Raw genomic sequence first — 24,030 nt, forward strand, 5'->3', positions numbered from 1 at the left:
CAGAATGACGTGCTTCCGCACACTCCGTCCTTGCGAGCGTAGCGATGCAATCCAGAATCTCTCCGCGGCAACAAGCTGGATTGCTTCGTCGCAAGGGCTCCTCGCAATGACGAGGAGAGAAATGTGCCTCGCGCGGACGTCACAGCTCACGGGTGGACACGCCTCCGAGACGCGCGACCAACTTGAACGGCGCCTACTTCCCTGCCGCTTTGCGCAGCGCCTCGTTGATGCGGTCCTGCCAGCCGGGGCCGCCCGCCTGGAAATGCTCGAGCACGTCCTGATCGATGCGCAGCGTGACCTGCTCCTTGATGCCTGGCGCCACGTTCTGCTTCGGCGGCGCCGCGGCGACCTTGGCCGTCACCTTCTTGAACGCTGCCTCGGCTTCCGACCGCGCATCGCCCAGCGTGCGCGGCCGTCTCGGTTGATCCGTCATCTCTCAGATTCCTTCAAACAGAACTGTGGAAAGATAACGCTCGGAGAAGGATGGCACGATAGCCAAAATGGTTTTTCCCGCGGCTTCCGGCCGCTTGCCGATCTCGAGCGCGGCCGCAATCGCAGCTCCAGCGGAGATGCCGCCCGGAATGCCCTCATGCCGCGCCAGCGCCCGCGAGGTCTCGATCGCGGTCGTCGAGTTGATCTTCACGATCTCGTCGATCACGGAGCGGTCGAGAATGTCCGGCACGAAGCCGGCGCCTATGCCCTGGATCTTGTGCGGCGTGTGCTGGCCGCCCGATAGCACCGGGCTCTCTTCCGGCTCGACCGCGACCACGCGCAGCGACGCCTTGCGCGGCTTCAGGACCTGACCGACGCCGGTGATGGTGCCGCCGGTCCCGACGCCGGCGACGAAGAAGTCGATGTTGCCTGACGTGTCGTTCCAGATCTCTTCCGCCGTGGTGCGGCGATGCACCTCGGGGTTGGCGAGGTTCTTGAACTGCTGCGGCATCACCGAGTTCGGCGTCGTCTTCAGGAGTTCTTCGGCCGCGGCGATCGCGCCTTTCATGCCCTGGGCGGCCGGCGTCAGCACCAGCTCGGCGCCGAGGAAGGCGAGCATCTTGCGCCGCTCGATCGACATGGATTCCGGCATGACCAGCTTCAACCGGTAACCGCGGGAGGCCGCGACATAGGCGAGCGCGATACCGGTATTGCCGGATGTCGGCTCGATCAGCACGGTGTCGGGCTTGATGATGCCGGCCTTCTCCATCGCGATGATCATGGCCGCGCCGATGCGGTCCTTCACGCTCGCGGCCGGATTGAAATATTCAAGTTTTGCCAAAAGCGTCGCGTTCACGCCGTGCATGACCGGCAGCCGGCGCAAGCGCACGATCGGCGTGTCGCCAAAAGCCTCGACGATCGACGAGTAGATTCGGCCGCGGCCGGGTTGGTGCGCTGCACCCGTGTTGGACGATACGTCCATGATGGACTCCCTGTGGCGACGATTTGCGCTCCTATCGCAGCGCATGCGCAGTTACGGACAGCTTTTGACGACACGCAAGCTGCAATGCGGCACATTTCAAATACGCTGCATCGCAAAATCGCGTGAGCTGTAATTAGCAGAAAACCAACGCATTTGTGTTGCGACCTCGTCAACTGATTCGGCTTATGTTAGACTTAGGTCTCGAAGCAGGGAGGTCACCACGATGTCAGCTGCCGCTGAAGTGTTGTCGACCGTAGCATCAAGGCGTAATCCGCGCTGCAGCGAGTTGCCGAGCTGTCCTGTGTGCGCCGACTCCATGGTCGCCGCCGAAGCCTCGGCCTACGTCTCGGACCACATGATCAGCTATCTCTGGACCTGCGACAATTGCGGCTACGGTTTCGTGACCAAGCATGCGGTCAAGCAGCGGATCGTGTGCAATTAATCTAGCGCGGGGCGATGTCGCCCCTCGCCCAGTCCTCGCGTGTACGCTGGTAGAACTCGTCGAAGGTTCCGTGCCCGATCGCGTCCCTGATGCCCTGCATCAGGAACTGGTAGTAGGCAATATTGATTTCGGACAACAGCATCGCCCCCAGCGTCTCGCCCGCCTTGACGAGATGGTGCAGGTAGGCGCGTGCGTAATTCCGCGCTGACGGCCACGGACTCTCTTCGTCGAGTGGACGCGCATCGTCGGCGTGGCGTGCGTTACGCAAGTTCACCTGGCCGAAGCGCGTGAACGCGACTCCGTGGCGCCCGTTGCGCGTCGGCATCACGCAATCGAACATGTCGACGCCGCGCTTCACCGCCTCGAGAATGTCGTCGGGCGTGCCGACGCCCATCAGATATCGCGGCCGGTCGCTCGGCAGCGCCGGCGCGGTCTCGTCGATCATCGCCAGCATCACCGCCTGCGGCTCGCCGACGGCAAGGCCGCCGATCGCATAGCCGTGGAAGCCGATCTCGACGAGCCCCTGTGCGCTGGCGTGTCGCAGCTGGGGCACGTCGCCGCCCTGCACGATGCCGAACAGCATGTAGCCGTCCGGTGCGCTCTCGAACGCGCGCTTGCTTCGTTTCGGCCCAGCGCAACGACAGCAGCATCGCGCGCTCGATGTCGTCGCGCTCGGCCGGCAGCCGCACGCATTCGTCCATCTGCATCGCGATGTCGGAGCCCAGACGGCGCTGCACCTCGATCGAACGCTCCGGCGATAGCTCGACCTTGGCGCCGTCGATATGCGAGCGGAAGGTCACGGCATGCTCACTGACCTTGCGCAGATCAGACAACGACATCACCTGGAAGCCGCCGGAATCCGTCAGCATCGGCCCGTTCCACCCCGTGAATCGCTGCAAGCCGCCGAGCGCGTGGATGCGCTCCGCGCCGGGACGCAGCATCAGATGATAGGTGTTGCCCAGCACGATATCTGCGCCGGCATCACGCACCTCGCGCCAGTGCATGCCCTTCATGGCGCCGGCGGTGCCGACCGGCATGAAGGCAGGAGTCCGCACCACACCATGCGGCGTGGTCAGGCGGCCGGTGCGGGCGGCGCCATCGGTGGCGAGCAGTTCGAAATGATTGGGCAGATTCATGGCGGTGCTTATTGCGTGTCGGGCGAGACCGATCAACCCGCTCGGCCGCAATGTTCCAGACTGGGACACCGGTGACGCGGACGTGATGCGCGTCACCTCGCAAAATAAAACGATACAGTATAGTTTAATACCGGGGCCTGAAACGAGAAGCCGCGGCAAGTTGCCAGCGGCTGCAGATCCGTGATCGTCAGCCACCGACCAATGCCCCTCCCCACATGCCGGACGGATACGTCCGCCGCCTCCGATGGCTGGACCAAGCGGACAGCCGCCCAGCTGATCAGATCGCTGGCACTCGCGTGCAGCCTGGCGCTCGCCGCCTGTACCTCGCTCCCCCGCACGCCCTATACGGCTGCCGATGCCGGCGCATCGCGCGTGCTGGATATCGACGGCCTCAGGCGCTACGCCGACGAGCCCATCACGAAGTTCAGCTTCGAGCAGGACGAGGCGACAGGAAGCCGAACCTATCTGGCGCTCTCCGGAGGCGGCGCGGATGGCGCCTATGGCGTCGGCGTGCTGAACGGCTGGACCGCGGCGCGCAAGCGCCCGACCTTCTCCGTCGTATCAGGGGTGAGCACCGGCGGGCTGATCGCGCCGTTTGCGTTCCTCGGACCGCAATATGACGACACGCTTCGGGAGCTCTACACCAGCGGCGTCGCCGAAACCCTGCTGAATGATCCCAGCATCATCCGCGTGCTGTTCGGCTCCGGCCTGTTCGGCAATACACGGCTGCGCGAGCTGGTGGCGCGCTATGTCGGACCCGAGATCATGGCACAAGTCGCGCGCGAGCACGCCAAGGGCCGACGGCTGCTGGTGGTCACCACGGATCTCGACACGCAACGCACCGCGATCTGGGACATGGGCAAGATCGCCGCGGTCGGCACCCCCGAAGCGCTGAAACTGTTTCGCGACGTGATGGCGGCCTCCGCCAGCATCCCGCTGGTGTTTCCGCCGATCCTGATCGAGGCTGAAGGCCAGGGCCACAGGTTTCAGGAGATGCATGTCGATGGCGGCGTGACGGCGCCAGTGCTGACCTTGCCCGAAGCCCTGCTGTTCCAGGGGCGCCTGCCCGGCAACGCCAGGATGGACATCTACATCCTCGTCAACAAGAAGATCGAGCGCAACTTCGAGCTCGTCGCCAACAGCACGATCGACGTCGCCTCACGCAGCCTGTCTGCGATCACCCAATCGCAGACGCGCTCGATCATTTTCTCGACCTACGAGTTCGCCCAGCGCAATCACCTCGGCTTCCACCTCTCCTATATCGAGCGCGACTATCCTGCGCCGCCGTCCGAAGGTTTTGACACCAGCTACATGCGGGCGCTGTACCAGTACGGATACGAGAAAGCGGCCGGCGGCCGGGCCTGGACCGCGCGGATGCCTTGATATCCGCGCAGCGGAACGGCGTCCGTCGGAGACCGTTGACGATACGGCCAATTCGGCCAGAATCGCGATGACGCCCCGGTTGCTGCGCGTTATACAGCAATGCACACCGGCAGGACCGCGCAGGAATCATCGGGCATATCATTGGACATGGGATTGGCTGCGACCAAGACAAGAACGGCGGCACCCCGGCGCGAGGTGTCGAAATCGCGCGGCGGCCGGCCGACGAAAAGCGCCGCGATCGAGCGCGACCAGCGGCTGATCGAGGTCGCCACCCGCCTGTTCCTCGATCGCGGTTTTGAAGCGACCTCACTCGATGCGGTGGCGGAAGCAGCCCGCGTCAGCAAGCCCACAGTCTATTCCCGTTACGGCGACAAGCGCGGCTTGTTTGCCGCCGTGCTCCGCCGCGAGATCGCGCGCTGGCTTGCGCCGCTGTCGGCTGCGGCCGAAACGCAGCTCAGCAGCGCCTCCGATATCTCGGTCGAACAGCGGCTGGTCGAAATCGGGCGCGAGATGTTGACCTTCACCTGCGGACCCGACGCCGTGGCCTTCAGCCGCATGATGACGTCGCAGGCCATCAACTTCCCTGACGTCGCCAAGCTCGGCAAGGAGGAAGGCTGGCTCAAGGCTGTCGCCACCACCGCGCGCTTCTTCGACCATCTGGTGGCGCAAGGCGCACTCGACGTCGACGACACCACGATCGCCGCGGAAGTATTCCTCGACGTCGTCGTCGGCCACACCCACCGCATGGCGACGTTCGGCACGCCGATGGAACTGAAACCCGCCGAGAAGCGGATGCGCGCAGCAATCAAGCTGTTCCTGGCCGGCGCGATCGGTCCTGCCGACCGCGTCCAGGGCGCCGCAAAAGCCCTGCAACGGCGCCGCCCGTCCCGCTGACATTTCCGTGAGATCAGCGATTTGTCACCGGGGGACAATCGTCTCCTTCATTGACCGAAATAAAACGATACGGTATGGTTTTGTTTATAAGGCAGTGCGGGCCGCTTTTTCACCAGCCCCAAAGAGGACCGGACTGCTTAGACCGCCGCGACGGGTGCAGCCCGTCACGACGTTCCGCGGCCGGCCGGTGCCCAAGGTCGGCCGCGATTTCTTTACGAACATCCGGCAAACTTGCTGGTTCAAGGCTTGCCGGCCGAGGGTTTCGAGCATGAGCGCGACAAGACCAGGAATGTACGGGTGGTTGGCGGTCGCCCTCTCGGGGCTGCTCATCGCAGTGCCGGCGCGCGCGACCGTTTCGGCGGGAAGCACGCCCGCCGCCCTGCACAGCGAGACAGATGGTGATGCTGCGGCGGACCGCCAGGCCGTCAGCCGCGAGATCGAGCGTTTCCGCAGCTCCTCGATCTCGATCAGCCAGGCCATGGCGATCGCGGAAGCCCGTCATGCCGGCGCGACGACCGCCGATATCAGCTTCGACGGCGGCTCGGGCGTGCCGGTCTACCGGGTCAAGACGCTGCACAATGACCGGATCTGGCGCTACACCATCAATGCGGAAACCGGCGCGGTCGTGGGCGGCGAAGCTGCCCTGCCCCTGGCTGAGCTGGACCATGACGACCGCAGCAATCTCGCAGCGCTCGGCACCATCACACATCGCCTCGCCGATGCGGTCCGCGTCGCCGAGCAGGCAGCGTCCGGCAAGGCCATCAGCGGCGGGCTGGTGCGCGAGCGAGGACGGCTCAATTTCGCAATCGTCGTCATCAGTGGCGACGACCTCAAGGAGGTCATCCTCGAGCCGCCGGGTGCCCGGGGCAAATAACGCAAACGCCACGATCCCGCCGGAAAGCCATTGACGCACGCCGGACTCTCCCGCATAAGTCGCCGCCATGTTCACGACCACCAAACGCACGACCAAAACCACCACGGCCTTCGGGGCCCGGGGAGGCGTGCGCGCATAGTCGTCGACTAGAAACGCATCAAGCTCTGCCGAAGCCCCGCCCAAGATGGTCCGGGGCTTTTTTGTTGTCTCAATCGATCTCAATGGAGGACAAAGTGAGTAACGATCCCGTCGTCGCGATTGTCGGCGTCACCGGTGCGGTAGGCGCCGAATTCATCGCCACCATGGACAAGCGCGGCTTTCGCGTCGGCAAGCTCAAGGCGCTCGCCAGCGCCCGCTCCGCCGGCAAGACGGTGTCGTTCCGCGGCCAGAACGTCGTCATCGAGGAGCTGACCGAACGCGCCTTTGAAGGCGTCGACATAGCACTGTTCTCCGCCGACAGCGGCATCTCGAAGAAGTTCGCGCCTGTTGCGGTCAAGGCGGGCGCCGTCGTGGTCGACAATTCCTCCGCCTTCCGCATGGACCCGAACGTTCCGCTCGTCATCCCCGAGGTGAACGGCAACCGCATCCGCGACCACAAGGGCATCATTGCCAACCCGAACTGCGCTGCGATCACCGCACTGGTGCCGCTCTGGCCGATCCACCAGAAGAACCGCATCAAGCGCGTCATCATCTCGACCTACCAGGCAGCCTCCGGCGCCGGCGCGGCCGCGATGGAGGAGCTCGTCGAGTCCACTCGTGCCAATCTCAACGGGCAGGTCTATACGCCGAAGGTGATGCCGCACCCCTACGCCTTCAACCTCTTCAACCACAACACGGCGATCGATCCTGAAACCGGCTACAACGACGAAGAGACCAAGGTCATCAAGGAAACCCGCAAGATCTTCGAGGACGAGACAATTGCGATCGGCGTCACCTGCGTCCGCGTGCCGGTGCTGCGTGCGCATTGCGAGGCCATCACCTTCGAATGCGAGAAGCCGATCAATGAGGATCAGGTCCGCGCCATCATGGCGCGGGCCCCGGGCGTGAAGGTCGTCGACGATCGCGTGAAGAACTACTTCCCGATGCCGATCGACGCCTCGGGCCAGGACGACGTCCTGGTCGGCCGCATCCGCAAGGACCTCAGCGACCCCTCCGGCCATTCGATCTCGATGTTCGTGGCGGCGGATCAGCTGCTCAAGGGCGCCGCGCTGAACGCGGTGCAGATCGCCGAACTGCTGCCGCAGCGGGTGATGGCGTAACGGAAGCGCAGGGTGGGTTAGCCCCGCAGATGCGCAAAGCGCATCTGCTCGGCGTAACCCACCGGCTCCCTATCCGCGGAAACAAAACTGTGGGTTACGCCTTGCGGCTAACCCACCCTACGACTCCGCCTTAAACAACAAACACGCATCGCCATATGAGTAGAACCGATACCCATTTGCGATGGCGTGGGCATACGCGCGCCGCATCGTCTCGAGCCCGGCGAATGCCGACACCAGCATAAACAGCGTCGACTTCGGCAGATGGAAATTCGTCATCAAGACATCGACGGCGCGGAAGCGATAGCCAGGCGTGATGAAGATCGAGGTCTCGGCCGTGAACGGCCGGATGGTGCCGTCCTCGCTCGCCGCGCTTTCGAGCAGCCGCAATGACGTGGTGCCGACGGCGACAATGCGGCCGCCGCTCTTTCGCGCGGCGTTGAGCCTCTCCGCGGTCTGCGCCGAGATCGTGCCCCACTCGGCATGCATCTTGTGGCCGTCGGTGTCATCGACCTTGACCGGCAGGAAGGTCCCTGCCCCGACATGCAGCGTGATGCGATTAACGCCGACGCCGCGCGCGTGCAGCGCGTGCTCCAGCGCGGGCGTGAAATGCAGGCCCGCGGTGGGTGCTGCAACTGCGCCTTCGTTCGCCGCAAACATCGTCTGGTAATCGGAGAGATCCTGATCGTCGGGCGTACGCTTCGAGGCGATATAGGGTGGCAGCGGCGGGCTGCCGAGATCGGCGATGGCCTGATCCAGCGTCGGGCCGTGGAACGAGAATGACAGCGTCACCTCGCCCTCCTCTCCCTTGGCCTCGACCTCGGCATCGAGATGGCCGAGCAGGCAGACCTTGCCTTCGTTGCCGAAGCGGATGTGGTCGCCGGCGACAAGCTTCTTCGCGGGCTTCACCAATGCCTGCCAGCGCGAGCCGTCGAGGCGCTTGATCAGGGTCGCCTCGATCTTCGGCTCGGTCTCGCGGCCGATGCGGCGGCCTCTAAGCTGCGCCGCGATCACCTTGGTGTCGTTGACCACGAGCTGGTCGCCCGGCTTCAGCCAGCGCGGCAACTGGGCGACGGTCTCGTCACGCAGCGCGCCGTTCTCGACGACCAGCATCTTCGCGGATTCGCGCGGCTGCGCCGGGCGCAACGCGATGCGCTCGGGTGGCAGGTCGAAATCGAAGAGATCGGTGCGCATGGTCTCTTATGACGTCATTCCGGGGCGCGCATGGCACGAGCCGGGAATCTCGAGGTTCCCCGGTGCGCAATTGCGCGCCTGAGGTTCGGCTCTACGAGCCGCCCCGGAACGACGACACATGTCTATTCCTTATCGACCGCCATCCGCGCCTTGACGATCTTGTCCGGGTTCTGCACCGGCTCGCCGCGCTTGATCTTGTCGACATTCTCCATGCCCTCGGTGACCTTGCCCCACACCGTGTACTGGTTGTCGAGGAAGCGGGCGTCGTCGAAGCAGATGAAGAATTGGCTGTCACCGGAATCGGGGCTCGCGGCGCGTGCCATCGAGGTGGTGCCGCGCACATGCGGCTCCTTGTTGAACTCGGCCTTGAGCTTCTGGCCCGAGCCGCCGGTCCCGGTGCCATGCGGGCAACCGGTTTGGGCCATGAAGCCGTCGATCACGCGATGGAACACGATGCCGTCGTAGAAACCTTCACGGACCAGCTCCTTGATGCGTGCGACGTGGCCGGGCGCCAGGTCGGGCCGCATCTCGATGGTGACCGGGCCCTGCGTGGTCTCGAGGATCAATGTGTTTTCGGTGACGCTCATGCTCGTCTCTCTTGCGTTGGAGGTGAAGTTTTGCGGCTACGGAACTGGATCGCGAATGGACGTCCCGCGGCGGCGCCGGCCATTGCATCGGTAAATGGCATCGGCGTGCAGCGTTGCAACGCCTCCATTACCGCGATCCGGTATTGCAGCCGGTCATTGTCGGAGGCCCCCGCGGATTCGTAGGTAATCCGTGGATGCCCCAGAATGTTTCCGGAACGGTTAAAGCTCACGACGACGGTGATGTCGAGTGGGCGGGCCTTGTTGGGCGGCGGCGGCTTCCAGCAGGTCTGCAAGCGCTGGAAGAGGTCGTGGAGAGTGTTGACGGGCGCGTCCTCTGCAGCCGCACCCGTGATGCCGAACAGCAGCGCCGCGGCAGCGAACAGGAGTCTGTCGCCACGGCGCGCCATCGTCTCGGCTATTTGATGTCGGAGGCGACCTGCACCTTCACCATCTTGTCGGGATCGGTGACGGTGCCGCTCGGCGAACCGGCCGGCGCCTTTTTCAGCTTGTCGACGACGTCCATGCCCTGCACGACCTCGCCGACCACGGTGTACTGGCCGTCGAGGCTGCCGCCGTCGGCGAACATGATGAAGAACTGCGAATTGGCGGTATCGACGCTGTCACCGCGCCGAGCCATGCCGACGATGCCGCGGGCGAAATGAACCTTGGAGAATTCCTGCTTCAGGTTCGGATATTTCGAGCCGCCAGTCCCGTTGCCGTTCTGGCCGTCGCCGGTCTGGGCCATGAAGCCGTCCATCACGCGGTGGAACGGCACGTTGTTGTAGAAGCCTTCGCGCGCGAGCTGCTTGAGGCGCTCGGCGTGCTGCGGCGCAAGGTCGGTGCGGAGCTTGATGACGATGCGACCCTTGGTCGTGTCGATGACCAGCGCATTGGCCTTGTCGAGATTGGCCGGCAGCTGCTGCGCCACCGCCGGGACGGCGCCAATGAGCGCGACGAACATCGTGGCAAATATTGCGAGACGACGGATCATGGAGACTCCGGATCAGGTAAGATGAATTGACGCGCCGTGTTCAGGCGAATTTGGCCTTGAGCTGGGATGCAACGAGCGGCGGGACGAAGGGCGAAACGTCTCCTCCCATGGCGGCGATCTGGCGTACCAAGGTGGCCTTGATCGGGCGAACTGCGGGAGAGGCAGGCAGGAAGACGGTCTGTACCTCCGGTGCCATGGTGCCGTTCATGCCGGCGAGTTGCATCTCGTAGTCGAGATCGGTGCCGTCGCGCAGGCCTCGAATCATGATGGTCGCACCGTACTTGCGCGCCGCGGTGACGGCGAGATCGTCGTAAGTCACAGCCTCAAGCGTACAACCGGCCTGGGCCGCCACCGGCCCGCAGACATCATCAAGCATCTTGAGCCGCTCCTCGGTCGAGAACAGCGGCTTCTTGCCGGGATGGACCCCGATCGCGACCACCAGCCGGTCGCACATGAAAACGCTGTTCCGGACCACGTCCAGATGGCCGTTGGTGATGGGGTCGAAGGAACCGGGGTAGAAGGCAATTCGCGGCATGGCACGTCCTACCGCGCCCGGCCCTGCCCGGCAAGCCGGACCTGTTCAGCGTCAGTCCCACCGATTTTTCCACTCCCCCCAGTCGGGAAGGCCGCGATTTGTTTCGTCCGCGGGGCATCGACGAAACACAACGAGGCGCGAACGAAACCATTTCCGGCATCGGCGAAGACGTCCGGAAACTGGGCGTGGTTACTAATCCAGCCAACGAATGACGGCCGCGCACTGGGCGTAGCGGCCGCATCACAGGGGACCGTCAATGATCAAGGCTCTTTCCGCTATAGCTGTTGCTGCATGTGTTGCTGCGATGCTCACCCTGCTGCCCGGCTTTGCGCCGTCGGTCGAAGCCAGCGTGCCGCAGCCGCTCGCCAAGGGTGACCGGCTCGACATCAAGGCCATCGGCAGGGATTGCTCGCAACGAGCGTGGCCAAACTTCGAGGCATCCTGCCTGCGCCGCGCCGGCACCAAGGCGGACATCCGCGTCGCCCGCCTCGTGACGGCAGACCGCACACCGTAGGCGGTCTGTCAGCTCTGTGTCATAAACTTCGTTGTAAACCCCAGATAAATCCCATGGATATTTGCGACGTCTCGTCGCAGACTATGTGATGCGCGCACCCTCGGAATGGCCCGATGGTCGCGGGCCCATTGAGGGGTTGCAATTGTCCAGTACGCCCGCCGTTGTCTCCGGCCATCATCCCGATCCGCTTCCGCTTGCCATGACCATGGGCGCCCTCGGGGTGGTCTATGGCGATATCGGCACCAGTCCCCTCTATGCTTTGAAGGAAGCCGCCAAGGCGGCCGCCCATGGCGGCGCGGTGAGCTCAGACGCCGTCCTCGGCGTCGCCTCGCTCATCCTCTGGGCACTGCTGCTGATCATTTCCCTGAAATATGCGCTGCTGATTCTGCGCGCGGACAACCGCGGCGAAGGCGGCATCGTCGCGCTATTGGCGCTGCTGCACGCCCGCCACGCGAAAGCGGGTACCTGGCGCGCGCATCTCCTGGTGGTCGGCCTGATCGGTGCGGCGCTGCTCTACGGCGACGGTGCAATCACGCCGGCGATCTCGGTGCTGTCAGCCATCGAAGGCCTCAAGGTTGACGCTCCCTCGCTCTCGCCGGTGGTGGTGCCGCTGACCGTCGCGATTCTGGTCGGCCTGTTCGTGATGCAAAAGCAAGGGACCGGCTTCATCGGCCGCATCTTTGGACCGGTCATGGTGGCATGGTTCGTGGTGCTAGCCGCGCTCGGCATCCACGGCATCCTCAAGGCGCCGGGGGTGCTGGCGGCGCTCAGCCCGCTCTATGCCTTCGATTTCCTGATCCACCAGGATTTCCATGTCTCCTTCGCGATCCTTGGTGCCGCCTTCCTGGCGGTGACCGGGGGCGAAGCCATGTATGCGGACATGGGACATTTCGGCCGCCTGCCGATCCGGCTCGCCTGGTTCGCGATCTGCCTGCCGGCGCTGGTGCTGAATTATTTCGGCCAAGCCGCGCTGCTGATCACCGATCCCTCGATGATCGAGAATCCGTTCTTCCAGCTCTGCCCCGACTTTCTACATTACGGGCTGGTCGCGTTCTCGGCGATCGCGACCGTGATCGCCTCGCAGGCGATCATTTCCGGCGTGTTCTCGCTGACTCAGCAGTCGATCCAGCTCGGCTTCCTGCCGCGCATGCAGATCCGCCACACCACGAGCCATGCGATCGGGCAGATCTACGTGCCGCTGGTGAACTGGCTGCTCGCCGCCGCCACGCTCGGCGCGGTCTTGAGCTTCGGCACCTCGGACGCGCTCGCCGGTGCCTATGGCATCGCCGTCTCGCTCCTGATGGCCATCACCACGCTGCTCGCAGCCCTGGTCGCGATCCAGTGGGGCTACTCACCGTGGATCGTGGTGGCCGTGAACGGCTTCTTCTTCGTGATCGACGTGATCTTCTTCTCGGCCAATTCGATCAAGCTGTTCGAGGGGGGCTGGTTTCCGCTGCTGCTCGCGGGCTTCGTCGCCTTCCTGATGCTGACCTGGCGCAGCGGCGTGAAGCTCGTTGAAGCCGCACGCGCGAAGCTGCGGCAGCCGGAGGAGGATCTGATCGAGACGGCCGTCAACAAATGCAGCGCGCGCCTGCCCGGCACCGCCGTGTTCCTGGCCTCCGCGCCGAAAGGCGTGCCGCTGGCGCTGACGCAATTCGTCAAGCACAATCACGTGCTGCACGAGCGCGTCGTCCTCGTCACCGTGCTGATCGAGGAGTTGCCCCACATCGCCGACCAGGACCGGGTCGAGATCATCGAGATCATTCCCGGCATCACCCGCGTGATTCTGCATTATGGCTTCATGCAGTACCCAACGATCTATGAGGGTCTGGCGCTCGCCTGCCGCCAGGGCAAGCTGCCCGGCATCGATCTCTCCGACATCACCTACTACGTCGGCCGCGAAACCATCATTCCGAGCGAGGACATTCCGGGCATGTGGGTCTGGCGCGAAGGCCTGTTCGCCTTCCTCCAGCGCAACGCCGAGCGCTCCGCCGCCTTCTTCGGCGTGCCGACCAAGCAGGTGGTGGAGTTCGGCACGGAGCTGGAAATCTAGCGAATGGCGAGTGGTCGATAGCGAAGAGAGCAGCAAGCTTCGTTCGCTATTCCCTATTCGCCATTCGCCTGTTCTCCATTCGCGCCGTTCCCGCTCTCCGCCTCCTCGGTGATGTGCTCGACCGAGACGACGTGCTCGTCCTCGGCGGTGTCGAACACGATCACGCCTTGCGTGGAGCGGCCGGCGATGCGGATGCCTTCCACCGGGCAGCGGATCAGCTGGCCCTTGTCGGTGACGAGCATGATCTGATCCGCATCCTCGACGGGGAAGGACGCGACGAGGTTGCCGTTGCGGTTGTTGACGCTCATGGCGACGATGCCTTTGCCGCCGCGCCCCGTGGTGCGGTACTCGTAGGACGAGGTCCGCTTGCCGTAGCCGTTGACGGAGACGGTCAGCACCACCTGCTCGGCCGCTGACATCTCGGCATAGCGCTCCTGCGGGAGCTGGAAGCTGCCGGAAGTCTCCTCGGCCTCGGCGTCCGCTGCCGGCTCTTCGGCCGCAGCTTCACCGGCGACCGCGCGGCGCATCTTCAGGTAGGCCGAACGCTCGTCCGAGGTGGTCTCGACATGGCGCAGGATGGCCAGCGAGATTACCTTGTCTCCCACGCCGAGCGCAATGCCGCGCACGCCCATCGAGGTGCGTCCGGTGAAGACGCGGACGTCGGGGACCGGGAAGCGGATGCACTGCCCGCCGGCCGCGGTCAGCAGCACGTCGTCATGCTCGGTGCAGATCTGGACGTCGACGATCGCCTCGCCTTCGTCGAGCTTCATCGCGATGATGCCGGAGCGGCGGACGTCGACGAAGTCGGACAGCTTGTTGCGACGGACGTTGCCGCCGGTCGTTGCGAACATCACATCGAGCTGCGCCCAGGTGGATTCGTCCTCGGGCAGCGGCATGATGGTGGTGATGCGCTCGCCCTGCTCCAGCGGCAGAATGTTGATCAAAGCCTTGCCGCGCGCGTTGGGCGCTGCCATCGGCAGCCGCCAGACCTTCTCCTTGTAGACCTGGCCGCGCGACGAGAAGAACAGCACCGGCGTGTGCGTGGAGGCCACGAACAGGCGGCTGACGAAATCCTCGTCGCGGGTCTGCATGCCGGAGCGGCCCTTGCCGCCGCGGCGCTGGGCGCGATAGGCCGACAGCGGCACACGCTTGACGTAGCCGGCGTGCGAGACGGTGACGACCATGTCCTCGCGTTGGATCAGGTCCTCGTCCTCGACCTCGCCTTCCTGCTCCATAATCACTGTCTTGCGTGGCGTGGCGAACTCGGCCTTTACCTCGGCAAGCTCGGTCTTGATGATGTCGAGGATGCGGGCGCGCGAGCGCAGGATCTCGAGATACTCGCCGATCTCGCCGGCGAGCTTTGCCAGCTCCTCGCCGATTTCGTCGCGGCCGAGTGCGGTGAGGCGAGCGAGGCGCAGCTCGAGGATCGCCCTCGCCTGCTCCAGCGAGAGGCGGATGGTGCCGTTCTCGTTGATCCGATGGCGGGGATCGTCGATCAGCGTGATGATGTCCTCGACGTCGCGCGCGGGCCAGTCGCGCGTCATCAGGGTCTCGCGCGCGGCGGCCGGCGTCGGCGAATGCCTGATGACCTTGATGATCTCGTCGATATTGGCGACCGCGATCGCGAGGCCGACCTGCTCATGCGCCCGCTCGCGCGCCTTGCGCAGCTTGTATTTGGTCCGGCGGGTGACGACCTGCTCGCGGAAGCCGACGAAGATCGTCAGCATGTCCTTCAGGTTCATCGTCTGCGGACGGCCACTATCGAGGGCGACGGCGTTGACGCCGAAAGAAGTCTGCAGCGGTGTGAATTTGTAGAGCTGGTTCAGCACCACGTCGGGCACGGCGTCGCGCTTGAGCTCGACGACGACGCGATAGCCGTCGCGGTCGGACTCGTCGCGCAGATCGGAGATGCCCTCGATCTTCTTTTCCTTGTAGAGCTCGGCGATGCGCTCGACCATCGTCGCCTTGTTCACCTGATACGGGATCTCGGTGATGACGATCGCCTCGCGCTCCTTCCGGATCGTCTCGAACTCGACCTTGCCACGCATCACGATGGAACCGCGGCCGAGGTGATAGGCGCTGCGGATGCCCTGGCGTCCAAGGATGATGCCTCCGGTCGGGAAGTCCGGGCCCGGGATGATGTTGTTGAGCTCGTCGATCGTCAGCGACGGATTGTCGATCAGCGCCACGCAGGCATCGATGACCTCGCCGAGATTGTGCGGCGGGATATTGGTGGCCATGCCGACGGCGATGCCGCCGGCGCCGTTGACCAGAAGGTTCGGGAACCGAGCCGGCAGAACGACAGGCTCCCGCTCGGAGCCGTCATAGTTGTCCTGGAAATCGACCGTATCGTCGTCGATGTCCTCGAGCAGCTTCAGCGCGATCTTGGTCAGGCGGGATTCGGTGTAGCGCATGGCCGCTGGCGGATCGCCGTCGACCGAGCCGAAATTGCCCTGCCCATCGATCAGGGGCGCGCGCATCGAGAAGTCCTGCGCCATGCGCACCAGGGCGTCGTAGATCGCCTGGTCGCCATGGGGGTGGTACTTACCCATGACTTCACCGACGGCACCGGCGGACTTCTTGTGCTTCTTGTCCGGGGTGTCGCCGCGATTGTTCATCGCGTAGAGGATGCGGCGATGCACCGGCTTCAACCCGTCGCGCGCATCGGGCAGCGCACGCGATACGATCACGCTCATGGCGTAATCGAGGTAGGACTTCTTCATCTCCTCGTAGATCGAAACGGGGCGAATGTCCGAGGGTTGCGCCGGCTGGTCGCCGGGCTTGTTGTCGTCGTCTGCCAAGGGGAAATCCGGTGAGATTCTATCTGGGAATCATATAGCGCATCGAGGCCCTGATAACCACCCTCGCGAGGCCAGGGAAGCGCTTTTTCCGTCTATTCTTCCAATAACTTACGTCCCTGAAGCGGGCATCTTGGATGAGCCTGGAATCAACCTTCCAAAATCGCCTCGGACGGGCGGTCGAGCCGTGGGCGAGTGCGGCCGTTCTGCCGCTTTGCAGCCCGCGCCCCGACTTCATCCCAAACATGAAGCGGGCCCGCAAATTCCGAGCCCCTTCCGTCGATTAGTTGGGTTTACTGACCGACGTGGAAGGTGTTGATCAACCTGACCAGCGCACCCTCATCGCCCGGACCATTCCTAGAACGGGATGTCGTCGTCCATGTCATTGTTGCGGCCACCACCGCCGGCCGCCACGGGCCGACGCGGTGCGCTGCTGACCGGACCGGACGAGCCGAAATCGCCGCCCGGCTCGTCACCGAAGCTGCCGCCACCTCCGCCGCCGCGGCCGTCGAGCATCGTCAGCGTCGAGTTGAAGCCCTGCAGCACGACCTCGGTGGAGTACTTCTCGACGCCGCTCTGGTCGGTCCATTTGCGGGTCTGGAGCGCGCCTTCGATGTAAACCTTGGCGCCCTTCTTCAGATACTGCTCGGCGACCTTGCAGAGCCCTTCATTGAAGATCACGACGCGGTGCCACTCGGTCTTTTCCTTGCGCTCGCCGCTGTTCTTGTCGCGCCAGGTCTCGGAGGTGGCGATGCTCAGATTCGCGATCGGTCGCCCGTCCTGGGTGCGGCGGATCTCCGGATCCTTGCCGAGATTTCCAACCAGAATGACCTTGTTGACGCTTCCCGCCATCGCCGCTCTCCACTCCAATGCCACTGAATTTCGAAAAGGCGCGCCCGCGCTGCCGCCTGTTGGGCCGACCCTATACGCTTACAAGCGCCGATCGGCCCACCACGCCCTCGGTTATCCCCACATATAGCACCGATCGGGCCTTCGTTCCAGATTTGTTCCCATCGAAATGGCGGCGAGCCAAGCGTCCAAACCCTGCGCGGCAGTATGACCACATCTTGGGGGGAATCGGACCGTCACATTGAATACACCCGCTGGCGTTGCATTCCAGACCGACCGGATCAGCCACAATGTCGACATCGGTCTCGTCCGCCTCACTTACCGCTTCGGCAGCCCGGCAATCGCTAAATACGGTCATCAAGTACTGATCCCCAAAGCACTGATCCCTCTGAATCCATTCGAGAATCGAAGGCCGGCCTCGCGCCGGCCTTTTGCTGTTTCTTCCAGCAAACGCCACGTTTTGCGCCTGTTGTGGCTTTTGAGAGACACAACTTGCGGCTTCAGTGGTGTAAGCAAGACGTCAGTTGGACGACGTCCGCTGCCCTTCCGACGCACGGAAGGCAACAACAGAAACTGGGACTGGGATAAGTTGAAAATGAAAAAGGTTTTGTTGGCTTCGGCCGCTCTGTTCGCCCTCACTGGCGCCGCTTCGGCTGCCGATCTGGCGGCTCGCCCCTACACCAAGGCTCCGGTAGCTATCGCTTCGATCTACAACTGGAGCGGCTTCTACATTGGCGCCAACGCTGGTGGCGGCTCCAGCCACAATTGCTGGGACACGACCAGCGTCGGTGGCGCTACTGTCCCCACGACGAGCGAAGGTTGCCATGATGCGACCGGCGCTCTCGCCGGTGGTCAGATCGGTTATCGCTGGCAGTCCGCCGCCTGGGTGTTCGGCGTCGAAGCGCAGGGTGATTGGGCCGATCTGAAGGGTTCGAACACCAGCTCGCCCGCCGCGTTCTTCCCGCTGGTGAACAATACCAAGATCGACGCCATCGGCCTCTTCACCGGCCAGGTGGGTTACGCCTGGAACAACGTCCTCTGGTATGTGAAGGGCGGTGCGGCCGTCACCCACAACAAGTTCAGCGGCACTCTGGCCGGTGTCACGGTCGGCGACGCGAGCGACACCCGTTGGGGCGGCACCATCGGCACCGGCATCGAGTTCGGCTTCGCGCCGAACTGGTCGGTTGGTTTTGAGTACAACCACCTGTTCATGGGCAAGCACAACGACAGCTTCACGGTGGTCGGCCTGCCCTTCCGCGCCGACAACATCAAGCAGGATGTGGACATGGGCACCGTTCGCCTGAACTACACCTTCGGTGGCCCGGTGGTCGCGAAGTACTGATCCTCGCAACCGACGTCACAACGTCACGAAAGGCCGGCCTCGTGCCGGCCTTTTTGCTGTTCCATTCGGTGCAATTGCCATCAGCTGCTGCCAAGTCCCGCCAGCGCCACAACAATCCGTTGACGATTCGCAAGTCCCTCTGGAAATCCCTCCCCGTTCTTCCTACGTTCGCTCACATACCCATTGGCGCCGATCCCGGTTCCGGGCGAAGCGCGCCGGAACGTTGGCGCGGTCGCTCGCTCATGGGATTCTTCGAGGGCAACGGGATGGATGAAGTGATCAAGGCGAAGCGCCAACAGCAGAACGCGGGCTCCAGCCTGCGCGCGATTACGATCCGTGGCGCGCGCGAGCACAACCTCAAGAACATCGACGTCGAGATTCCCCGCGACAAGCTCGTGGTTTTCACCGGCCTCTCCGGCTCCGGCAAATCCTCGCTCGCCTTCGACACCATCTATGCGGAAGGCCAGCGCCGCTACGTCGAATCACTGTCGGCCTATGCCCGCCAGTTCCTGGAGATGATGCAGAAGCCCGACGTCGACCAGATCGACGGCCTGTCCCCGGCCATCTCGATCGAGCAGAAGACGACGTCGAAGAATCCGCGCTCGACCGTGGGCACGGTCACCGAGATCTACGACTATATGCGCCTGCTCTGGGCGCGCGTCGGCGTGCCCTATTCGCCGGCCACGGGACTTCCGATCGAAAGCCAGACCGTCTCGCAGATGGTCGACCGCGTCCTGGCGCTGCCGGAAGGCACCCGCCTCTATCTGCTGGCGCCCGTCGTGCGCGGCCGTAAGGGCGAGTACCGCAAGGAACTCGCCGAATGGCTCAAGAAGGGCTTTCAGCGCGTCAAGATCGACGGCACTTTCTACGAGCTGGCGGAAGCGCCCACGCTCGACAAGAAATTCCCGCATGACATCGACGTCGTGGTCGACCGCATCGTGGTGCGCGCCGATATCGGCCAGCGCCTTGCCGAAAGCTTTGAGACCGCGCTGAAGCTCGCCGAGGGCCTCGCCGTCGTCGAGTTCGCCGACGCGCCGGCGGCAGCACCGGCGGAAGAGAAAAAGAAGACGGCAAAGATCCACGACAAGAGCGGACCCGAGCGCATCCTGTTCTCGGAAAAATTCGCCTGCCCTGTCTCGGGCTTCACGATCCCCGAGATCGAGCCCAGACTCTTTTCCTTCAATAATCCCTATGGTGCCTGCCCGGCCTGCGGCGGCCTCGGCGTCGAGCAACATGTCGACGAGGACCTCGTCATTCCCGACAAGGAGATCGCCATCGGCAAGGGCGCGATCGCGCCTTGGGCCAAGTCATCGTCACCCTATTACGTGCAGACGCTGACGGCACTCGGCAAGCACTACAAGTTCACGCTCACCACCAAGTGGAAGGATCTGCCCAAGAAGACGCAGAACGCGATCCTCCATGGCTCCGGCGACGACGAGATCAAGTTCTCCTATGAGGACGGGGTGCGCTCCTACGACACCAAGAAGCCGTTCGAGGGCGTCATCACCAACATCAACCGCCGCTACCGCGAAACCGAGAGCGAGTGGGCGCGGGAAGAACTCGCAAAGTATTTCCACGACGTGCCCTGCGGCGCCTGCAATGGTTTCCGGCTGAAGCCCGAGGCGCTCTGCGTCAAGATCGGCGGCAAGCACATCGGCGAGATCTCGGAGCTGTCGGTGAAAGGCGCCGGCGCATGGTTCGAGACCGTGCCTGATACGCTGAACGCGCAGCAGAACGAGATCGCCGGGCGCATCCTCAAGGAGATCCGCGAGCGCCTCACCTTCCTGCTCGACGTCGGCCTCAACTATCTCACCCTCTCCCGTTCCTCCGGCACGCTGTCCGGCGGCGAGAGCCAGCGCATCCGCCTGGCCTCGCAGATCGGCTCGGGGTTGACGGGCGTACTTTACGTGCTGGACGAGCCGTCGATCGGCCTGCACCAGCGCGACAATGCGCGCCTGCTCGACACCCTGAAGCGGCTGCGCGACCTCGGCAACACCGTGATCGTGGTCGAGCATGACGAGGACGCGATTCTGCTCGCCGACCACGTGCTCGACATCGGCCCGGGCGCCGGCATGCACGGCGGCAACATCATCGCCGAAGGCACGCCCGCGGAGATCATGCGCAACCCGAAATCGCTCACCGGCAAATATCTCACCGGCGAGCTCGAGGTCGAGGTGCCGGAGCGGCGGCCACCGAACCATCGCCGCACCATCAAGGTGGTGAACGCGCGCGGCAATAACCTCAAGAATGTCACGGCCGAAATTCCGCTCGGCCTGTTCACCGCCGTCACCGGCGTCTCCGGCGGCGGCAAGTCGACGCTGCTGATCGACACGCTCTACAAGGCCATCGCCCGCAAGTTGAACAATGCCAGCGAAGGCGCAGCTCCGCACGACCGCATCGAGGGGCTCGAGCATATCGATAAGATCATCGACATCGACCAGTCGCCGATCGGCCGCACGCCGCGTTCGAACCCGGCAACCTACACCGGCGCCTTCACGCCGATCCGCGAATGGTTCGCCGGGCTGCCCGAAGCGAAGGCGCGCGGCTACGAGCCGGGCCGCTTCTCCTTCAACGTCAAGGGCGGCCGCTGCGAAGCGTGCCAGGGCGACGGCGTCATCAAGATCGAGATGCACTTCCTGCCCGACGTCTACGTCACCTGCGACGTCTGCAAGGGCAAGCGCTACAACCGCGAGACGCTCGAAGTGCTGTTCAAGGGCAAGAGCATCGCCGACGTGCTCGACATGACCGTCGAGGAAGCCGCCGAGTTCTTCAAGGCGGTGCCGCGCGTGCGCGAGACTTTTCAGACATTGCACCGGGTCGGGCTGGATTACATTCACGTGGGCCAGCAAGCGACGACGCTGTCGGGCGGCGAAGCCCAGCGCGTCAAACTTGCAAAAGAGCTGTCCAAGCGTGCCACCGGCCGCACGCTCTACATCCTGGACGAGCCGACCACCGGCCTGCACTTCCACGACGTCAAGAAGCTCCTGGAGGTGCTGCACGAGCTGGTCGCGCAAGGCAACACGGTCGTCGTCATCGAGCACAATCTCGAAGTCATCAAGACCGCCGACTGGGTCATCGACCTCGGCCCCGAAGGCGGCGACGGCGGCGGCGAGATCGTCGCCTGGGGCCCACCCGAGGACATCGTGAAAGCGCAGCGCAGCTACACGGGCAAGTTCCTGGAGCCGGTGCTGAAGAAGGCGCGCAAGCCGAAGCGGCGGAGCACGAGCGAGGCGGCGGAGTAGCCTATCGCTGCAGTCTTGGCAGTGTGTCTATGGGACCGATGGCTCGGCCAGTCGCTTGGCCGATCCATGCGTTTCGCTTCTTCTAAGTATCCTCCGTGGGACGATACTTAGTTCGCCTATTAGCAACCTCGGGTTAATCGCTGATCCCTGCTATACCTTTCTGACTTCGCCGTCGGGAGGTCAGAATGAGCAACGCAACTGGAGCAAGCGGCTTCCATTTCGAATTTCAAGCCACCAGAGCCGAACACAGACTTTTTGGAATGTGACTGGTAAGAACCTGAAGGCTCTCATCGACCAGCGCATCAGCGCCGGTGCCCCAGTCGTCGCAATCTTCCTGATCATCGTTTGGGCCTGTGCAGCCGTGGATCGAGGTTGGTTGGCAGCGGGTGCGGCATTCGGATCGCTAATGTGGTTCATGCTGGGGTATTGCTTCGCATTCTTCGTGATGCTCTGATGCATTCGCCAAATGTTTGGCAGATCATTCGAGCTGCATGGAGCCGCGCAGATGACGTGGCAGGTTGCCTTTGATGATGTCTCGACAGTCATTAGGACTCCGGGCGTCGAAAGCCGGATGCCCTGGAGTGCGACTGCAGCGATGAAGGATACCAATTCGCCGGTCGCGCTCTGGTACGACGCACGGTTTCCAGCTGGGGTTTTCGCTGACCCAGCCTCTCGTCTTGCATTTGCAGAGTGGGCCAGTGAACATGTACGACGCGCTGCATTACTGGGCTCCGACACCTCGGCCAAATCATCTCCAAGCCCGGCTTGCTGCTGGTAACCTCCCCTCCTTCATGCGCTACGCCCTCGCCATCTTCGACCTCGACGGCACTCTCGTCGACAGCTTCCCCTGGTTCCTCCGCACCATCAACGACGTCGCCGATCGTTTCGGCTTTCGGCGCGTCAGGGATGAGGATGTCGAAGGGCTGCGGCATGCCTCGACGCGCGAGATCCTCTCACGGCTCGAGGTGCCCGTGTGGAAGCTGCCGGCCATCGCGCGTTATGCGCGGCGTCTGAAGGCGGAAGCGGCGTCGGAGATTTCGCTGTTTGCGGGCACTGAAGCGATGCTGCGGACGCTATCCGAGAACGGCGTGCAGCTCGCGCTGATAACGTCGGACAGCGAAGTCAATGCGCGGCAAAAGCTCGGCGCATCAGCCACGCTATTCCGGTATTTCGAGGGCGCGGCTTCCGTGTTCGGCAAGCCCGCGAAATTTCGCCGCGTCATCCGGCGTGCTGGCGTGATGCCGCAAAACGTCATTTCAATCGGCGACGAGGTCCGCGACATCGAGGCGGCGCGTGCGGTGGGGATTGCGTGCGGCGCGGTCAGCTGGGGTTACGCCGCACCGGCGGCGCTGCGGGCGCGGCAGCCGGATCTCGTCTTCACGCACATCGACGAGATCGCGCCGGCCGTGCTGGCCGACCTCGGAGATCGCACGCCGGCCTAGCTGCCGCGCAGCGTGCCACAACAGCTTGCGTTGCCTGTCGGGCAAAACACCCCAGCCGTGGGGCAAGCTGCGCATCCGAAAATATTCCACTTTACCGAAATTCGGAAACGGCGTATGTGTCGCGGCAACCCGGCCCATGGAAGAGGGGCGTATCGCGATCGTCACGACGCGGGCCGGACGGCGGTGGGCGTGGGCCGCATCGGCGCGAAGGGTTCTGCAGGGCGGGCAACCGTGAGCAAAGCGTCGCGCAAACGACCGGTGTGATCCGCGTACGGCAAAATCGTGTGGTCCTGGCGCCCGGAGTCTGTGCGTCAAGGCTCGTGGTGATGCGTGTGGCCCAACCGGGCCCTCGTGTCAGTCATCTGCGAGCCGACGGGGGCAATAGTGCATCGCTCCCCGGGGAGATCACGACATAAGCCGTCAAACCACTGCGCAGGGAAGGCCGGATGTTTGGGCTTCACCTGTATGCCGCTGTGCAGCCTCTTGTAGCGCAACCCATCGCACAGTGGACCGCGGGTGCGAGGTCAGCACCCGGTCTTCCCTGCGCCCTCGGCACCTTCGAGGGCAGCGGTTGAACCAAAAGCTCGGGCACGTGTGCAGCGAGGACGCGAAGGTGTGTCTGCAAGGAAGACGCGAATTGGGTGCCCGTGCCCCAAGCGCCGTCATTACGAGCGCAGCGAAGCAATCCAGACCGTCAACGCGGCGGGATTCTGGATTGCTTCGCTGCGCTTGCAATGACGACGGAGCGAGCGCGCATCTGCGACGTCCTTCCGTCACCTATTCCGCCAGCGTCGCCTCCACGAACCCGCGCGGGTCGTCGCAGAATTCCCGCATCACCCTGTAATGATCGGTCTCCTCCACGCTCGTCGGCTCCAGCCCGTACTTCCCGAGCCGCAGCAACCGCGCATTTGGATAAGCCATCAGCATCGGCGAATGGGTCGCCATGATGACCTGGCAGATGCGGGAGTCCTCCATGCGCTGCAGCAGCTTCAAAAATTCGAGCTGACGCGTCGACGACAACGCGGATTCCGGCTCGTCGAAGATGAAAATCCCCTGGCGCCGGCAGCGCTCTTCAACACGGAAG

The 24,030-nt window shown here is 63.8% G+C and carries 19 protein-coding genes and 2 pseudogenes; 10 read left to right on the forward strand and 11 right to left on the reverse strand.

The features are described from left to right. Positions 1–193 precede the first annotated feature (193 nt). Both ACVIIW_RS27805 and cysK read right to left on the reverse strand, forming a co-directional pair. On the reverse strand, positions 194–433 hold the full coding sequence (locus tag ACVIIW_RS27805) for a BrnA antitoxin family protein (protein WP_092234811.1): 240 nt from the start codon (positions 431–433) through the stop codon (positions 194–196). A gap of 3 nt (positions 434–436) precedes the next feature. After that, positions 437–1,414, reverse strand: a complete 978-nt coding sequence (cysK, locus tag ACVIIW_RS27810; protein WP_456703655.1) for a cysteine synthase A — start codon at positions 1,412–1,414, stop codon at positions 437–439. Positions 1,415–1,637: 223 nt separating this feature from the next. On the opposite strand from cysK, the gene ACVIIW_RS27815 reads away from it, so the two are divergent. Beyond that, positions 1,638–1,856: a hypothetical protein gene (locus ACVIIW_RS27815; protein ID WP_456703656.1), complete on the forward strand. Its 219-nt coding sequence runs from the start codon at positions 1,638–1,640 to the stop codon at positions 1,854–1,856. A 1-nt stretch (position 1,857) separates the two neighbouring features. Here ACVIIW_RS27815 and tgt read toward each other — a convergent pair. Next, positions 1,858–2,992, reverse strand: a pseudogene (gene tgt, locus ACVIIW_RS27820) (tRNA guanosine(34) transglycosylase Tgt). Positions 2,993–3,193: 201 nt separating this feature from the next. Here tgt and ACVIIW_RS27825 point away from each other — a divergent pair. The 4 genes from ACVIIW_RS27825 (at position 3,194) to ACVIIW_RS27840 (ending at position 7,402) form a co-directional block, all read left to right on the forward strand. Then, positions 3,194–4,375, forward strand: coding sequence for a patatin-like phospholipase family protein (locus ACVIIW_RS27825; RefSeq protein ID WP_456703657.1), 1,182 nt, complete (start codon positions 3,194–3,196; stop codon positions 4,373–4,375). Between the two features lie 147 nt (positions 4,376–4,522). After that, the gene (locus tag ACVIIW_RS27830) at positions 4,523–5,269 is read left to right on the forward strand and encodes a TetR/AcrR family transcriptional regulator (RefSeq protein WP_456703658.1); all 747 of its coding nucleotides are present in this window, start codon (positions 4,523–4,525) and stop codon (positions 5,267–5,269) included. Positions 5,270–5,537: 268 nt separating this feature from the next. Continuing rightward, positions 5,538–6,143 (forward strand): PepSY domain-containing protein, encoded by a 606-nt coding sequence (locus ACVIIW_RS27835; protein ID WP_456705287.1) that lies wholly within the window; start codon positions 5,538–5,540, stop codon positions 6,141–6,143. 221 nt (positions 6,144–6,364) lie between these two features. Next, on the forward strand, positions 6,365–7,402 hold the full coding sequence (locus ACVIIW_RS27840; protein WP_456703659.1) for an aspartate-semialdehyde dehydrogenase: 1,038 nt from the start codon (positions 6,365–6,367) through the stop codon (positions 7,400–7,402). A 117-nt stretch (positions 7,403–7,519) separates the two neighbouring features. Here the strand turns inward: ACVIIW_RS27840 and queA are convergent, their stop codons facing one another. From queA to coaD, 5 genes are all read right to left on the reverse strand, one after another. Further along, on the reverse strand, positions 7,520–8,593 hold the full coding sequence (queA, locus tag ACVIIW_RS27845; RefSeq protein WP_456703660.1) for a tRNA preQ1(34) S-adenosylmethionine ribosyltransferase-isomerase QueA: 1,074 nt from the start codon (positions 8,591–8,593) through the stop codon (positions 7,520–7,522). A 122-nt stretch (positions 8,594–8,715) separates the two neighbouring features. Further along, on the reverse strand, positions 8,716–9,180 hold the full coding sequence (locus ACVIIW_RS27850; protein WP_456703661.1) for a peptidylprolyl isomerase: 465 nt from the start codon (positions 9,178–9,180) through the stop codon (positions 8,716–8,718). Then, entirely contained in the window at positions 9,177–9,587 is a 411-nt protein-coding gene (locus ACVIIW_RS27855) for a hypothetical protein (protein WP_456703662.1), read from the reverse strand. Before ACVIIW_RS27855 ends, ACVIIW_RS27850 begins: the two co-directional genes overlap by 4 nt. An 8-nt stretch (positions 9,588–9,595) precedes the next feature. Next, the gene (locus ACVIIW_RS27860; protein ID WP_456703663.1) at positions 9,596–10,171 is read right to left on the reverse strand and encodes a peptidylprolyl isomerase; all 576 of its coding nucleotides are present in this window, start codon (positions 10,169–10,171) and stop codon (positions 9,596–9,598) included. Between the two features lie 40 nt (positions 10,172–10,211). Next, positions 10,212–10,706 (reverse strand): pantetheine-phosphate adenylyltransferase, encoded by a 495-nt coding sequence (gene coaD, locus ACVIIW_RS27865; protein WP_456703664.1) that lies wholly within the window; start codon positions 10,704–10,706, stop codon positions 10,212–10,214. Positions 10,707–10,962: 256 nt separating this feature from the next. Between coaD and ACVIIW_RS27870 the strand changes: the two genes are divergently transcribed. Together ACVIIW_RS27870 and ACVIIW_RS27875 are read left to right on the forward strand one after the other, a co-directional pair. Then, on the forward strand, positions 10,963–11,220 hold the full coding sequence (locus tag ACVIIW_RS27870; RefSeq protein WP_456703665.1) for a hypothetical protein: 258 nt from the start codon (positions 10,963–10,965) through the stop codon (positions 11,218–11,220). Between the two features lie 199 nt (positions 11,221–11,419). Continuing rightward, positions 11,420–13,273, forward strand: coding sequence for a potassium transporter Kup (locus tag ACVIIW_RS27875; protein ID WP_456705288.1), 1,854 nt, complete (start codon positions 11,420–11,422; stop codon positions 13,271–13,273). A 53-nt stretch (positions 13,274–13,326) separates the two neighbouring features. Here ACVIIW_RS27875 and gyrA read toward each other — a convergent pair whose 3' ends face one another. Together gyrA and ACVIIW_RS27885 are read right to left on the reverse strand one after the other, a co-directional pair. After that, positions 13,327–16,074 (reverse strand): DNA gyrase subunit A, encoded by a 2,748-nt coding sequence (gyrA, locus tag ACVIIW_RS27880; RefSeq protein ID WP_456703666.1) that lies wholly within the window; start codon positions 16,072–16,074, stop codon positions 13,327–13,329. A 354-nt stretch (positions 16,075–16,428) separates the two neighbouring features. Then, positions 16,429–16,923: a single-stranded DNA-binding protein gene (locus tag ACVIIW_RS27885; protein WP_456703667.1), complete on the reverse strand. Its 495-nt coding sequence runs from the start codon at positions 16,921–16,923 to the stop codon at positions 16,429–16,431. A gap of 592 nt (positions 16,924–17,515) precedes the next feature. Between ACVIIW_RS27885 and ACVIIW_RS27890 the strand changes: the two genes are divergently transcribed. The 3 genes from ACVIIW_RS27890 (at position 17,516) to ACVIIW_RS27900 (ending at position 22,946) form a co-directional block, all read left to right on the forward strand. Next, the gene (locus ACVIIW_RS27890) at positions 17,516–18,262 is read left to right on the forward strand and encodes an outer membrane protein (protein WP_456705289.1); all 747 of its coding nucleotides are present in this window, start codon (positions 17,516–17,518) and stop codon (positions 18,260–18,262) included. Between the two features lie 266 nt (positions 18,263–18,528). Next, positions 18,529–21,504 (forward strand): excinuclease ABC subunit UvrA, encoded by a 2,976-nt coding sequence (uvrA, locus tag ACVIIW_RS27895; protein ID WP_456703668.1) that lies wholly within the window; start codon positions 18,529–18,531, stop codon positions 21,502–21,504. A gap of 791 nt (positions 21,505–22,295) precedes the next feature. Next, the gene (locus ACVIIW_RS27900) at positions 22,296–22,946 is read left to right on the forward strand and encodes an HAD-IA family hydrolase (RefSeq protein ID WP_456705290.1); all 651 of its coding nucleotides are present in this window, start codon (positions 22,296–22,298) and stop codon (positions 22,944–22,946) included. A gap of 777 nt (positions 22,947–23,723) precedes the next feature. Here ACVIIW_RS27900 and ACVIIW_RS27905 read toward each other — a convergent pair. Further along, a pseudogene (locus tag ACVIIW_RS27905) lies at positions 23,724–24,020 on the reverse strand (AAA family ATPase); the annotation flags it as partial. Positions 24,021–24,030: the final 10 nt, after the last annotated feature.

This window comes from Bradyrhizobium sp. USDA 4449, from assembly GCF_054056275.1.

What these genes read in the sequence shown, in the direction of transcription:
- coaD (WP_456703664.1), bottom strand. Translation starts at nt 10,706, where the DNA reads ATGCCGCGAATTGCCTTCTACCCCGGTTCCTTCGACCCCATCACCAAC.
- uvrA (WP_456703668.1), top strand. Translation starts at nt 18,529, where the DNA reads ATGGATGAAGTGATCAAGGCGAAGCGCCAACAGCAGAACGCGGGCTCC.
- ACVIIW_RS27805 (WP_092234811.1), bottom strand. Translation starts at nt 433, where the DNA reads ATGACGGATCAACCGAGACGGCCGCGCACGCTGGGCGATGCGCGGTCG.
- cysK (WP_456703655.1), bottom strand. Translation starts at nt 1,414, where the DNA reads ATGGACGTATCGTCCAACACGGGTGCAGCGCACCAACCCGGCCGCGGC.
- ACVIIW_RS27875 (WP_456705288.1), top strand. Translation starts at nt 11,420, where the DNA reads ATGACCATGGGCGCCCTCGGGGTGGTCTATGGCGATATCGGCACCAGT.
- ACVIIW_RS27825 (WP_456703657.1), top strand. Translation starts at nt 3,194, where the DNA reads ATGCCCCTCCCCACATGCCGGACGGATACGTCCGCCGCCTCCGATGGC.
- ACVIIW_RS27835 (WP_456705287.1), top strand. Translation starts at nt 5,538, where the DNA reads ATGAGCGCGACAAGACCAGGAATGTACGGGTGGTTGGCGGTCGCCCTC.
- ACVIIW_RS27855 (WP_456703662.1), bottom strand. Translation starts at nt 9,587, where the DNA reads ATGGCGCGCCGTGGCGACAGACTCCTGTTCGCTGCCGCGGCGCTGCTG.
- ACVIIW_RS27870 (WP_456703665.1), top strand. Translation starts at nt 10,963, where the DNA reads ATGATCAAGGCTCTTTCCGCTATAGCTGTTGCTGCATGTGTTGCTGCG.
- ACVIIW_RS27900 (WP_456705290.1), top strand. Translation starts at nt 22,296, where the DNA reads ATGCGCTACGCCCTCGCCATCTTCGACCTCGACGGCACTCTCGTCGAC.
- ACVIIW_RS27840 (WP_456703659.1), top strand. Translation starts at nt 6,365, where the DNA reads ATGGAGGACAAAGTGAGTAACGATCCCGTCGTCGCGATTGTCGGCGTC.
- ACVIIW_RS27885 (WP_456703667.1), bottom strand. Translation starts at nt 16,923, where the DNA reads ATGGCGGGAAGCGTCAACAAGGTCATTCTGGTTGGAAATCTCGGCAAG.
- ACVIIW_RS27860 (WP_456703663.1), bottom strand. Translation starts at nt 10,171, where the DNA reads ATGATCCGTCGTCTCGCAATATTTGCCACGATGTTCGTCGCGCTCATT.
- ACVIIW_RS27850 (WP_456703661.1), bottom strand. Translation starts at nt 9,180, where the DNA reads ATGAGCGTCACCGAAAACACATTGATCCTCGAGACCACGCAGGGCCCG.
- ACVIIW_RS27830 (WP_456703658.1), top strand. Translation starts at nt 4,523, where the DNA reads ATGGGATTGGCTGCGACCAAGACAAGAACGGCGGCACCCCGGCGCGAG.
- queA (WP_456703660.1), bottom strand. Translation starts at nt 8,593, where the DNA reads ATGCGCACCGATCTCTTCGATTTCGACCTGCCACCCGAGCGCATCGCG.
- ACVIIW_RS27890 (WP_456705289.1), top strand. Translation starts at nt 17,516, where the DNA reads ATGAAAAAGGTTTTGTTGGCTTCGGCCGCTCTGTTCGCCCTCACTGGC.
- ACVIIW_RS27815 (WP_456703656.1), top strand. Translation starts at nt 1,638, where the DNA reads ATGTCAGCTGCCGCTGAAGTGTTGTCGACCGTAGCATCAAGGCGTAAT.